The organism is Pontibacter ramchanderi, from assembly GCF_002846395.1.
GTDB classification, from domain to species: domain Bacteria; phylum Bacteroidota; class Bacteroidia; order Cytophagales; family Hymenobacteraceae; genus Pontibacter; species Pontibacter ramchanderi.
Genome location: NZ_PJMU01000001.1, coordinates 307,499 through 320,325, shown reverse-complemented (window position 1 = coordinate 320,325; position 12,827 = coordinate 307,499). Strand labels below are relative to the sequence as shown.

The window sequence follows — 12,827 nt, the reverse complement described above, 5'->3', positions numbered from 1 at the left end:
AGTTTTGTTGCTTTGAGCATGCTGCCCTCAGGACTGCACGAACTGCGATTCCAGCTTTCCGGTTTTGATGTGTAGTTCCTCCCACTTGTCCAATTCCAGTTTAATGGCGTATGCACCGGCTGGTTCGAGATAGGCAACGTGCTGTCCTGTGAGCGTACGGGTGAGGCTTGTTATACCTGGATTATGACCTACCAGGAGCACACGTGTGATATGATCTGGTAATTTAGCCAATACGTTCACCAGTACGCTTTCGCGGGCATTGTAGAGGTCTGGCTCGTAATTGATCTGCTCTGCATCGAAATACAGTTTATCGGCCATCAACTTGGCGGTCAGGCAGGCGCGTGGAGCCGGGCTGCTAAGGATGGCGTCGACCTTCTGAAACGAATCCCGTAGCCACTGACCGGTAATTCGTGCCTGATGCTGCCCGTTTTTCGTAAGTTCCCGCTCGAAGTCAGGTTGTAGCGGAAAAGGATCATTTGACTCGGCATGGCGGCAAATGACTAACAATCGTTGCATATAAATATAAAAGTGGTCCGTATAGATAGTTAAGCTAATAAAACAGCCTGTTCAGCAAAACAATGTTGGCATGTTAAACCTATGTTATCAATTTCAGGTTGTATATGTTTGAAAAAAAATTTGAACTTTGGGCAAAATTCAAACGAATCGCCCCTAAATATAAAGGATGATAAAAAATTTAGTCATAGTCGAGTCACCGGCCAAGGCCAAAACGATTGAAGGATACCTGGGAAAAGATTTTGTGGTGAAATCGAGTTTCGGTCATGTGCGGGACCTGCCTAAAGACAACAACGCCATTGATATCAAAAATAAGTTTAAACCCACTTATGTGATATCAAGTGACAAAAAGGATGTGGTATCCCAGCTCAAGAAACTGGCAAAAGAGGCTGAAACCGTTTGGCTGGCATCGGACGACGACCGGGAGGGAGAAGCCATTTCCTGGCACCTGACCGAAGCCCTGAACCTGAACGAAGCCAAAACACGCCGCATCGTGTTCCGCGAGATTACTAAAAATGCCATTCTCAACGCCATCAGTTCGCCCCGTGGCATCGACATGGACCTGGTAAACGCACAGCAGGCCCGCCGTGTGCTGGACCGCCTGGTGGGTTTTGAGCTGTCGCCCGTTCTCTGGAAAAAAATCAAAACCGGTCTGTCGGCTGGACGTGTGCAGTCGGTGGCGGTGCGCCTGGTGGTAGAGCGCGAACGCGAGATTGAAAAATTCAATGCCGAGTCGAGCTTCCGCATAACGGCCCAGTTTGATGTGCAGGGCAAGACGTTGGAGGCTGAACTCCCAACGAAATTTAAAACAGAACAGGAAGCGCAGGATTTTCTGCAGCGTTGTGTTGGGGCCAGTTATACCATCGGTAACCTGGAGACCAAGCCACTCAAACGTAGTCCGGCTCCTCCGTTTACGACCTCTACCCTGCAGCAGGAAGCCAGCCGCAAACTGTACTTCTCCGTGGCCCAGACCATGACTGTAGCGCAGCGCCTGTACGAGGCTGGTAAGATTTCCTACATGCGTACCGACTCCCTGAACCTGTCTGACGAAGCCATACAGGGTGCTTCCAACGCTATCCGGAATTCATTCGGGGAAAAGTTTGTGAAGACACGCCGGTTCAAAACAAAATCGTCGGGCGCGCAGGAAGCACACGAAGCCATCCGCCCAACTGACTTTTCGCAGTTGACAGCCAGCAGCGACCGCAACGAGCAGCGTTTGTATGAACTGATCTGGAAGCGCGCCATCGCCTCACAAATGGCTGATGCCGAGATCGAGAAAACAACTGCTACCATCGATATCTCCACGCAGCCGGACAAGCTGATAGCCACCGGTGAGGTGATCAAATTCGAGGGCTTCCTGAAGGTATACATCGAGTCAAAAGACGATGAAGAAGGCGGTGACGAGGATGTGAAAGGCATGCTGCCTCCGCTAAGCATCGGCCAGACTCTTGGCTTGCGCCAGATGCAGGCCACGCAGCGCTATTCGCGCCCTGCGCCAAGGTATACTGAAGCCAGCCTGGTGAAGAAACTGGAGGAAATGGGCATCGGCCGTCCTTCTACCTACGCTCCTACTATCTCCACAATTCAAAAACGTGGGTATGTCGAGAAAGACAGTCGTGAGGGCAAAGAGCGCAAGTTCAATGTACTGACCCTGAAAAATGATCAGATCAGCGCTCAGACTAAAACCGAGATCACGGGTGCTGAAAAGAACAAACTGTTCCCGACGGACATGGCCATGGTGGTGAACGATTTCCTGGTGGAGCACTTCCCGAACGTGATCGATTATTCGTTCACGGCCCGTGTAGAGGCCGAGTTCGACGAAATCGCCCACGGCCAGCAGGAATGGGAGCAGATGCTGGAGAACTTCTATGAAAAGTTTCACAAACGCATCGAAAACAGCGAAAGCATCAACCGTGCCGACGTATCCGGTGCACGGGAGGTAGGTATAGACCCTGTTTCCGGTCAGAAAATTCTAGCTAAACTGGGTCGTTTCGGACCTTATGTGCAGCTGGGTGAGGAAAACCCGGAAACGGGCGATAAACCTGTCTACGCGAGTCTGCGCAAAGGTCAGTTTATCGAAAGTCTGACGCTGGAAGACGCCCTGGATCTGTTTAAGCTGCCCCGCATCGTGGGCATGTATGAAGAAAAGGAAATGAAGGCTGCCATTGGGCGCTTTGGTCCTTACATCAGCCACGCCAGTAAATTCTACTCGCTGCCCAAAACAATGGATCCGATGACGGTTACTGCTGAAGAAGCGATCGCCCTGATCGAGGCCAAACGTAAGGCGGATGCCGAGAAGCTGATCAAATCGTTTCCGGATAACCCGGAAGTGCAGGTGCTCAATGGCAGGTATGGCCCTTACATTGTGGTGGGTAAGAAAAACGTGAAGATCCCGAAAGGGAAAGAACCGGCAGAACTAACCCTGCAGGAATGCCTGGACCTGGCAGAGCAGACCCCCGAAAAGAAAGGCCGCGGTGGATTCAAGAAAAAAGCGGAAACGGCCACGACAGAGAAAAAACCGGCTACCAAGAAAGCCGCCGCTAAAAAACCAGCGGCTAAAAAGGCAGCCGCTCCCAAAAAGAAATAGCTTGATTGAAGCCGCTCCACTAAGAGCGGCTTCTTTTTCTTATAACTGATAAGGTATAGAAGACAGCATTTCCATGTACAACTCGCCAACCCAAATCTGGTTCTGGAAGTAAGTTAAGCAGATCAAAACGGTAAAGCATGGCCAAGAAAAGAATTGTAGCCCTGACAGGTGCGGGTATAAGCGCAGAGAGTGGTATTGCGACATTTCGGGATGCAAACGGCCTGTGGGAGGGCCATGATGTGATGGAGGTGGCTTCTCCGCAGGGTTGGCGCAAAAACCCGGAGCTTGTACTCGACTTCTACAACCAGCGTCGCAAAAATGCGCATAGTGTGCAACCCAATGCCGGTCATCAGATACTGGCGGAATTGGAGCAAGACTTTGACGTGAAGATCATTACGCAAAACGTGGATGACTTGCACGAGCGTGCAGGTTCCAGTGATGTGATCCACCTACACGGAAAATTGTTTGAGAGCCGCAGTACACTTGACCCCAAGTTGATCTACCCGATCACGGGCTGGCAGTTAAACCTGGGAGATAAGTGTGAGCGTGGCTCTCAGCTGCGCCCCAACATCGTTTGGTTTGGGGAGCCGGTACCGTTAATGGAGCAGGCAATGGAAGAGACAATGCGGGCTGACATCTTTCTGGTTGTAGGTACTTCACTGGTCGTATACCCGGCCGCCGGCCTTGTCGACCTGGTGCCGGACGAGGCTCCGATCATGGTCGTGGACCCCAATCTACCCTACGTACGCCAGCGCCCACAACTGCACCTGTTCGAGGAGAAAGCCAGCACAGGTATGCGCAAGGTACAGGCCCTCCTTCAAGAAAAGTATCTTTAACTTGATCCCATCAAAATTGGCTTTACCAGATAGCTATACCTGATCAAAAAACATCAACTCGTTGGATAATACGAATGGCGGCTGAGCAGTAATGTTCAGCCGCCGTCGTTTGTTCCGTCCGGTTAACTTACGCCCGTGAGCACATCGGATAATTCCCTGAAAATATTTTTAAATGCGGGTTAAACCTTCACTGCTTTCGCAAGTTCTAAGTGTTTAAACAAAGGCTCTGCAGGCAGCTTACAGGGCTTTACAATAGCATTACCCCATTAAAGCAATACATCAACTACCACAACTACTACTACACATCATTTAGAATGAGAAAGTTATTCTCTCTGCTGGTCATGCTGATCGGCTTTTCACAGGTATACGCACAAACGGTAAGCGGTACAGTACAGAGCGCTACGGACAAGAGCGGGCTGCCGGGTGCCAGCGTGGTAATGAAACGAGCCGCCAGCGAGGCCGTGCTTACAACCATGACCGATGGACAGGGCGCCTTCCGTTTTGAGCGTGTTCCATCCGGCAACTATACCCTGGAGGTTCGCTTCCTGGGCTTTGACATGTTAACCAGGTCCGTGCAGGTGGCACAAGCCCCTCTCAACCTGGGTGTTTTGAGTCTGCAGGAGCAAAACACGCGTTTAGGTGAAGTACAGATCATTGGACGCGCACCACTTGGCGAGCAAAAAGGCGATACAACGCAGTTGAATGCCAAAGCCTTCAAGACTGCTCCCGACGCCAGTGCAGAGGATCTGGTAACCAAAATGCCAGGTGTTCAGATACAGGAAGGCCGTATTCAGGCACAGGGCGAGGAAGTGCGCCAGGTGATGATCGACGGCAAGCGCTACACCGGCGAGGACGTGACCACTGCAATGCGAAACATCTCTTCTGACATGATCGAGAATGTGCAGATTTTTGACGCGCAAAGCGACCAGGCTGCTTTCAGTGGCTTTGAAGATGGCAACCGTCTTAAAACGATCAACTTCATTACGCGCAAAGACCGTCGCCAGGGCTATACCGGCAAGATTTCTGCAGGTTATGGTACCGACGAGCGCTACATGGCCGGAGCTGCCATCAATTACTTTAAGGACAACCGCCGCATTACGGTAACAGGTCTTACCAACAACATCAACATGTTCGATTTCTCGATTGGTGAAACGCCAGGTGGCGGTATGCGTGGTCGTAGAGGCGGCTGGGGCGGCGGCTCCCCTGTTGGTATCATCAACACGAACAACTTCGGCATCAACTACCAGGACAAATGGGGCAAGAAGCTGGACGTGAGTGCAAACTACAACTATACCAACCGCGACATCGTGAACGATCAGTACCGTTTCCGTGACTTTGTGTCGGATGAAGCAGGGCTGCAGTATAAGGAAGACGCCAATAACCGAGACCGCGAAGATGGCCACCGCCTGAACATGCGCCTGCAGTACAACATCAATGAGAACAACCGCCTGCTCGTTACTCCGAGCCTGCGTATTCAGAATGATGAGAACTCGATCAACAGAACAGCGGAGACATTCGACCTGAATGGCACCTTGTCTGAATCACAGAACCGGTCTAGCTCAGATAACACCACATTTAACTTTAACAACAACATCCTGTACTCGAAGCGTTTCGGCAATTCCGGTCGTATCCTGACAACAAATTTTAACACCAGCATCAATAACGTGGATGGCGATGGTTTCCAGTTCGAACGCACGCAGAACTTCGAAGACCCGGAACGCGACGTGCTCCGTGACCAGTACATCCGCCTCGACCGCAAAAACTTTAGCTGGTCTGGTAGCACAAATTATTCACAGCGCCTGGGCGAGAAGTCGCGCCTGCAGATTGAGTACAGCATCGGTAACCAGAAGCGTGACTCCGACCGCAGAACCTATGACTACGTGGAGACTGCCGGAGACTACATTAACTTCAACACGCCACTGAGCAGCACCTTCAAGAGCGATTACCTTTCGCAGAATGTTGGCCCAAGCTACCAGTACCGCAACGACAAAGCCAGATTGCAGGTGGATGCGCGCTACCAGTTCGCTACCCTCGATTCTGACAGCCAGTTCCCCGTTGACCTGGATCCGCTGAAGCGTCGTTTCAACAATTTCCTGCCATCTGCTGAGTACGAATACAAGTTCTCCCAATCGCAGAACCTGACCATTAACCTGAGAACCAATACCAATGCGCCGTCTGTAGAGCAGTTGCAGGAAGTGCTGGATATCTCCAACCCGCTTCAGGCCCGCATCGGTAACGCCGACCTGAAGCAGGACTACCAGACCCGCTTTAACATGCGCTACCGTAATTTCAATGCCGAGACCAACCGCGTGTTCTTTATCGGTATGTTCGGTACCATGACAAACGACTATGTGGCGAACAGTGTGTATACCAACAGCGTGCCGGAGGGTATAGCAGAAGGTTACGAACTGCGTCCGGGCGCTCGCCTGAGTCGCCCCGTAAACATGGACGGTTACTACAATGTGCGTTCTTTCTTTAACTACGGTCAGCCGCTCAACTTCATTAGCTCAAACTTTAACGTGAATGGCTCGGTGGGTTATTCCAGAATACCAGGTATGATTGACGAGCAGACAAACTACTCGAATAACACGAACCTGGGCGCTGGCTTTAACATCAGCAGTAACATCAGCGAGAAGATCGACTTTACCGTTTCTACCTTCTCCAGCTACAACATCGTGTCGAACACGCTGCGCACTACCCAGAACAACAATTACTTTAACCAGAACACAAACCTGCGTTACAACTGGATTCTTTGGAAAGACCTGGTATACCGTACCGAGCTGAACCACCAGTACAATGGCGGACTTTCTGCTGGGGTGGACAAGAGCTTCCTGCTCTGGAACATGAGCTTGGGTAAGAAAATATTCAAAGACAAGCAAGGTGAGATCAGCCTGAGCGTGAATGACCTGTTGAACCAGAACGTGAGCGTGCGTCGTAACATCACCGAGTCTTATGTGGAAGACGTGCAGTCTACTGTGTTGCAACGCTTCTTCATGCTGACATTCTCTTACAACATCCGCAGCTTTAAAGGAGCCCCAGCCATGGAGGAAAATACGCCGGGTGGACCGGGTATGTACCGTGGTCGCCCAGGTATGAACTAATACAAGGATGACATTGACAGAAAAGGCCTGCAAGTACTGCAGGCCTTTTCTGTTTATACAAAGTTTAGGTATAGCTTATTCGTCAGCCGGCAAAGTAGCCCAGTTGCTATTACTGTACCAAAGCCAGCCCTTGTCAATTTGCAGCGGCGAGGCGATGTTGTTATGGTATAGTTGTCCGGTGCCAAGCCCTTGCGGCATGGTAATAGGGTAATTGGCCGTGAACTGGCTGATCGCATTCAACCCGATATTCGACTCGAGCGCCGAGGTCATCCACCACCCTATTCCTTTTTTATGAGCCAAAGTAATCCAATCTGCGCTCGCTTGCAGACCGCCTACCAGCGTTGGCTTGAGTATAATGTATTGTGGCCGGATAAATTCCAACAGTTCGGTTTGTTTCGCAGTTTGCGGTACACCAATCAACTCTTCGTCCAAAGCGATCGGTATGGGGGTATAGGCGCAGAGTTGTTGCATATGCTCGGCCTGCCCCTGCCGGATGGGTTGCTCAATGGAGTGCAGGCTATACCTGGCCAGTCGCTCTAGTTTACGAAACGCCTCGTCTGGGGCAAAAGCACCGTTGGCGTCTACCCGTATCGTTAGTTCATCGGGACCAGCCACCTCCCGGATCTGGTGGAGCAGATCGAGTTCAGTGGCAAAATCGAGGCTGCCTATCTTTAATTTCAGGCAGGTATAGCCCTCTGCCAGTTTCTTTCGAATCTGTTCCTGCATAAAATCCTTCTCCCCCATCCAGATCAAACCGTTGATCGGTATACCTGTCTTGCCTTGGCTGAAGCTATTATCGTAAAGTACTTTCTTGCCTCCGTTTTGCAGATCCAGCAATGCCGTCTCCAAGCCGAACCGGACAGACGGCCAGTCAAGCAAAACATCCGAATTTAGCAGCTGCCATAAACCCTCTTTGCTTAGCTGTTCTGCTTCAATCTCATCAGCCAGATTCTGTAGCCTGGTCTTCAGATCAGGTCGCGCGTCTATGCTCAGGCCGGGTAACGGGGCGCACTCTCCTATACCTGTCACCCCCGGATTGTCAGAATCGTGGAGTAGTAAGTAGTATACCTGGTGCGAACGCATAGCCCCCCGAGAGGTGCGGGCATCAAATTTAAACTGCAGCTGATGGGGCGTAAAGGACAGGTGTAAGGGCATGGTCGCTAAAATTTGACTTTCAGTAATCGGCTTATCGAAAACAAAGTACGTAGAAAAAGAGTTAACACGACAGTTGTAAGCCTATTAAAGCTTCGTACAAGACCAACAACCAAACCGCCCAAGTAAACCCAGCATCCCTATGACCGTCCTTACTGCCTCCATCAGCCAGACCATAAAAGAGCGATTTACGCGCATTCGGACACAGACAGAAAAAATCTGCTCGCCGCTAGAGCCTGAGGACACGGTCGTGCAGCCGATGGTGGATGTGAGTCCGCCGAAATGGCACATGGCGCATACCACCTGGTTTTTTGAGCAGTTCGTGCTGAGCACCTACCTAAAAGACTACCGCGTTTTTCATCCGAACTACGCATTCTTGTTCAATTCTTACTATAACTCGGTAGGAAACCGGGTGCAGCGAGCGGAACGGAGCACGCTTACCAGGCCTCCCTTGCGGGATGTGTACGCCTACCGTAAGTATGTGAATGAGCACATGGAGCAGTTGCTCCAAACAATTGGCGAAGAGCAACTGGAAAAACTAATGCCTGTTTTGGAGCTGGGCCTGCAGCACGAACAGCAACACCAGGAACTGCTTCTGACTGATATTAAATACATCCTTAGTACAAACCCGCTGTTGCCGGCGTATTCCCAACTAACCGAAGTGCCGAGTTCTCAAAACCCGGGAAAACCTGTGTTTCTGGAAGTACCCGGAGGTGTATACCGCATCGGCTTCCAAGGGGAAGGCTTTTGCTTCGACAATGAGTTAGGCGTGCACGAGGTGTTGCTCTCTGACTTCAGCATCATGAACCGGCTCGTGACAAACGCCGAATACCTGGAGTTTATGCAGGACGGCGCGTATAGCGATTTTCGTTTTTGGCTGGACGAAGGATTGGCAATGGTGCGCAGCGCCAACCTCAAAGCACCTTTGTATTGGCTGGAACAGGAGGGCGAGTGGTACCAGTATACCTTACACGGACTCCGGAAAATAGATCCGCACAAACCGGTGAGCCACATCAGTTTTTATGAAGCACAGGCTTATGCTGCCTGGTCCGGCAAGCGCCTTTTGACTGAGTTTGAATGGGAAGCCGCTGCACAGGTATACCCGCCCGCTACAGGTAACTTTCAGGAATCAGGTGTATATGAGCCCATGGCCGCCCCAAATGGTAAAGGCATGCAGCAACTCTACGGAGATGCCTGGGAATGGACTTACAGCGCGTACCATCCATACCCCGGCTTCAGCACTGCGGCTGGTGCCCTGGGCGAGTACAATGGCAAATTTATGATTAACCAGATGGTGCTGCGCGGCGGATCGTGCGCTACCCCGGAAAACCATATCAGAACAAGCTACCGCAATTTCTTTCACCCTGACAAACGCTGGCAATTCACCGGGATCAGGCTGGCCCAATAAAACTATGCTATTCCAAACGCCCCCCTATACCTTGATCGACCTCTCCCGAAAAAATGACGGCAGTCAGGATCGTGCCGCTTTTGCCAAAGATGTGGCTGCGGGATTAAGCCAAAGCCCTAAAAGGCTTTCATCGCGCTACTTTTATGATGCGAACGGAAGTCGCCTATTTCAACAGATCATGGCGCTGCCGGAGTATTACCTCACACGCGCCGAGTTCAGCGTCATACAACGCCACAGGTCGGCTATGGTCAGTGCATTTGCCGCAGCCGGTTTCTTCCACCTCGTTGACCTGGGTGCCGGCGATGCCATGAAAACAAAGCTGCTGTTAGAGGAGCTCGCCAACCAGAAAAAAAACTTTGACTATGTGCCGATGGATATATCGGGGGCGGCTATGCGCGAGCTTGGTGATGATCTGCAGCAAACCTACCCGGAACTACACGTGCAGGCCGTTGTGGCCGAGTATATCACGGGGTTAAAATGGTTGAAGCAGCACCTCACGGAGCGCAAAGTAGTGCTGTTTCTGGGATCAAACCTGGGTAATTTCGAGCGGGAAGAAGGAATGGATTTCGTCCGCCAGATCAGGCAACACCTGCAACCCGGTGACCTGTTTTTGCTTGGCGTAGACCTCGCAAAAGATCCCGAAACCATCCTGGCGGCTTACAACGACCCGGGCGGCGTGACAGCAGCTTTTAACCTGAACCTCCTGAGCCGCATTAACCGGGAACTGGGCGGGAATTTCGACCTGGAAGCCTTCAGCCACTTCGCACTGTATGACCCGCAGCTAGGCGTTATGAAAAGCTACCTGGTAAGCAGACGCGAGCAGGAAGTATACATGGAGGCAACTGGCGCGCGTTATGCCTTTGCCGCCTGGGAAGCGATCCATACCGAGAACTCACACAAGTATACCTTGCAGCAAGCCGCTGAAATGGGAAATAAAGCTGGCTTTAAGTTAGTTACATCCTATTTAGATGAAAACAGCGGCTTTGCAGACATGCTTTTTGAGGTTGTCTAATTGAAGTAAACATCCAGTTCCTTATGAGTACCAAAAAAATTATCTTAACCGCCGCGTTGCTGCTGCTTCCGATTCCGGCGAAAGCCATCCTTCAGAAGCTGCGCCACTCCGGAAAGCCCTCTTGATCCTCTAATGGAAATGCACTGATGCTAGACAACTGGTGCATGGCAAGGGAAAAAATGCTACTTTTGCAGTCCTTTTCCCGAACCCGCACATGAGATCAGAAGAATACAAAGAGCACTTCCGTAAAAATTTCCTGCTGGCATACCCCGTTGTGCTCAGTCAGTTGGGGCATATTATGGTGAGCGTGTTCGACAGCCTGATGGTGGGGCAGATCGGCACTATACCTTTGGCGGCGGCATCGCTGGGCAACAGTATTTTCACGATCACAATGGTGTTCGGTCTGGGGGTATCTTACAGCATTACCCCGCTGATAGCAGCTGCTGATGGCCGCCGAAACTATACCCGCATCTCCCTGCTTTTGCTTAACGGACTTTTTTCCAATTTGCTTCTCGGCATTATCTTGTTTATTGCCGGCTATTTTCTTTCGCCCTACATCACCTGGCTTAACCAGCCCGAGGAAGTCGTAAGACAGGCCATCCCTTATATCAATATCCTTTTCCTGTCAATGGTGCCGCTCATGGTGTTTCAGGCTTTTCGCCAGTTTGCGGAAGGACTTTCACTTACCAAGCAGGCCATGTATATTTCGATCGTAGCCAATGCCCTTAACATCGTCCTGAACTATATTTTAATTTATGGTAAGCTGGGCTTCGAGCCGATGGGGCTGGTTGGTGCAGGATGGGCCACGTTGATCTCGCGCGTGATCATGGCCTTGATGATGGGAGGTTACATACTATATGCGAAGCGTTTCGCTGCTTTTCATCGGTTCCTTACTTTCCGGCACCTGTCGTTCGTGCACATGTACCATATTTTCCGACTGGGGCTGCCTATATCCGGGCAAATGGTGTTTGAGATGGGCGCCTTCAGCTTTTCTGCGATCATGATCGGGTGGTTGGGTGCGCGCGAACTGGCCGCTCACCAGATTGCCATTAACGTAGCTTCTGTCACCTACATGATGGCCAGTGGCATAGCTGCCGCGGCTACCATCCGGGTGGGCAACCAAAAGGGCCTCCGTAATTACAGAGCCATGCGAGTGGCGGGTATCAGCAGCTTTGTGATGGGCGTGCTTTTTATGATGGTGAGCGGGTTGCTTATGATTGCTGGTAAAAATTTCATACCTTCCCTATACCTCGATGACCCGATCGTGATCGAACTGGCCTCTACCCTGCTGATCATTGCCGCACTGTTTCAGATTTCGGATGGGGTACAGGTAGTTGGACTGGGTGCGCTGCGCGGATTGGAGGATGTACGTATACCTGGCCTCATCTCGCTGATTGCCTATTGGATCATTGGTTTGCCAGTAGGGTATATGCTGTGCTTCAAACTGGATTTCGGCGTGCATGGCGTCTGGACGGGTCTGTTAGTTGGTCTTTCAGTTGCCGCTATATTGCTATTCTGGCGCTTTAAAATGCTAAGCAGCAGGCTCAGCAAATAAAATAATGCAATAGTGGCACCTATTTACAGGTGACAGTGTTGCCCCGATAGAGACTTTTTAAACTTTTAGCCGATGTTTATCTTTACTCTACTCCTTAGCCTACTGGTGGGCCTGCTATTGCCGTACCCCACCCCAGCCGGTTCGCCGGCATCTGTTGTATCTGTTCCCAGCACGGCCAACGTCAGTCTGGCCAGTAACGAACACCTGGCCTGGTCTGCTACCCGCAGGCTCAACTGGGAGGATTTCAGGGGTACTCCCGAGTCTACGAACCCACACCATGCGCTCACAGCCGCTAACCTGGCGGTTGATGCCCGTTGCAAAGACAACAAGTTTTACTACGAGGTGAAGTGCGTTTTCCTGCCGGGAGAATCATGGTCGAAGAATAAACAGTCGGAAAAGCTGCTGGCCCACGAGCAGTTGCATTTCGACCTGACCGAGGTGCATGCCCGCTTGCTGCGCCGCGAGCTGGACCGCTTAGGGATGTCGTGCGGCAACCTGAAAACGAATCTGAACACTACGGTTGGCAATGCATTTAAGGCATGGAAAGCCGAGCAGGATCACTTTGACAAGGTATCGCGACATGGGTTGGATGCCCAGGTGCAGCAAGAGTGGTCTGACCGCATCTCGCAGCGCCTGAAGGAACTCGACGCCTGGAAATAACAT

9 protein-coding genes are annotated in these 12,827 nt (G+C 51.3%); 7 read left to right on the top strand and 2 right to left on the bottom strand.

Going from position 1 to position 12,827, the window contains the following annotated elements; genetic code table 11:
* Positions 1 to 27: 27 nt before the first annotated feature.
* Positions 28 to 516: a SixA phosphatase family protein gene (locus BD749_RS01375; RefSeq protein ID WP_101442591.1), complete on the bottom strand. Its 489-nt coding sequence runs from the start codon at positions 514 to 516 to the stop codon at positions 28 to 30.
* A gap of 166 nt (positions 517 to 682) precedes the next feature.
* Between BD749_RS01375 and topA the strand changes: the two genes are divergently transcribed.
* From topA to BD749_RS01360, 3 genes are all read left to right on the top strand, one after another.
* The gene (gene topA / locus BD749_RS01370) at positions 683 to 3,100 is read left to right on the top strand and encodes a type I DNA topoisomerase (RefSeq protein WP_101442590.1); all 2,418 of its coding nucleotides are present in this window, start codon (positions 683 to 685) and stop codon (positions 3,098 to 3,100) included.
* Positions 3,101 to 3,237: 137 nt separating this feature from the next.
* Complete coding sequence (locus tag BD749_RS01365; RefSeq protein ID WP_101442589.1) at positions 3,238 to 3,936, top strand: SIR2 family NAD-dependent protein deacylase; 699 nt, start codon at positions 3,238 to 3,240, stop codon at positions 3,934 to 3,936.
* Positions 3,937 to 4,250: 314 nt separating this feature from the next.
* Entirely contained in the window at positions 4,251 to 7,037 is a 2,787-nt protein-coding gene (locus BD749_RS01360; protein ID WP_245868601.1) for a TonB-dependent receptor, read from the top strand.
* Between the two features lie 75 nt (positions 7,038 to 7,112).
* Here the strand turns inward: BD749_RS01360 and menC are convergent, their stop codons facing one another.
* Positions 7,113 to 8,192, bottom strand: a complete 1,080-nt coding sequence (gene menC, locus BD749_RS01355; RefSeq protein WP_101442587.1) for an o-succinylbenzoate synthase — start codon at positions 8,190 to 8,192, stop codon at positions 7,113 to 7,115.
* Between the two features lie 139 nt (positions 8,193 to 8,331).
* Between menC and egtB the strand changes: the two genes are divergently transcribed.
* From egtB to BD749_RS01335, 4 genes are all read left to right on the top strand, one after another.
* Positions 8,332 to 9,597, top strand: a complete 1,266-nt coding sequence (gene egtB / locus BD749_RS01350) for an ergothioneine biosynthesis protein EgtB (RefSeq protein WP_101442586.1) — start codon at positions 8,332 to 8,334, stop codon at positions 9,595 to 9,597.
* 4 nt (positions 9,598 to 9,601) lie between these two features.
* A complete protein-coding gene (egtD, locus tag BD749_RS01345; protein WP_101442585.1) occupies positions 9,602 to 10,609 on the top strand; it encodes an L-histidine N(alpha)-methyltransferase in 1,008 nt (335 codons plus the stop codon).
* A gap of 214 nt (positions 10,610 to 10,823) precedes the next feature.
* Positions 10,824 to 12,164 carry an MATE family efflux transporter gene (locus BD749_RS01340; protein ID WP_101442584.1) on the top strand — a complete coding sequence of 447 codons (1,341 nt, stop codon included), beginning with the start codon at positions 10,824 to 10,826 and terminating at the stop codon, positions 12,162 to 12,164.
* A gap of 72 nt (positions 12,165 to 12,236) precedes the next feature.
* Positions 12,237 to 12,824 carry a DUF922 domain-containing protein gene (locus BD749_RS01335; protein WP_101442583.1) on the top strand — a complete coding sequence of 196 codons (588 nt, stop codon included), beginning with the start codon at positions 12,237 to 12,239 and terminating at the stop codon, positions 12,822 to 12,824.
* The last annotated feature ends 3 nt before the right edge of the window (positions 12,825 to 12,827 follow it).

Excerpts from the sequence above, each read along its gene's own strand:
- egtD (WP_101442585.1), top strand. The coding sequence starts at position 9,602 with ATGCTATTCCAAACGCCCCCCTATACCTTGATCGACCTCTCCCGAAAA.
- BD749_RS01340 (WP_101442584.1), top strand. The coding sequence starts at position 10,824 with ATGAGATCAGAAGAATACAAAGAGCACTTCCGTAAAAATTTCCTGCTG.
- BD749_RS01360 (WP_245868601.1), top strand. The coding sequence starts at position 4,251 with ATGAGAAAGTTATTCTCTCTGCTGGTCATGCTGATCGGCTTTTCACAG.
- topA (WP_101442590.1), top strand. The coding sequence starts at position 683 with ATGATAAAAAATTTAGTCATAGTCGAGTCACCGGCCAAGGCCAAAACG.
- BD749_RS01335 (WP_101442583.1), top strand. The coding sequence starts at position 12,237 with ATGTTTATCTTTACTCTACTCCTTAGCCTACTGGTGGGCCTGCTATTG.
- BD749_RS01365 (WP_101442589.1), top strand. The coding sequence starts at position 3,238 with ATGGCCAAGAAAAGAATTGTAGCCCTGACAGGTGCGGGTATAAGCGCA.
- egtB (WP_101442586.1), top strand. The coding sequence starts at position 8,332 with ATGACCGTCCTTACTGCCTCCATCAGCCAGACCATAAAAGAGCGATTT.
- BD749_RS01375 (WP_101442591.1), bottom strand. The coding sequence starts at position 516 with ATGCAACGATTGTTAGTCATTTGCCGCCATGCCGAGTCAAATGATCCT.
- menC (WP_101442587.1), bottom strand. The coding sequence starts at position 8,192 with ATGCCCTTACACCTGTCCTTTACGCCCCATCAGCTGCAGTTTAAATTT.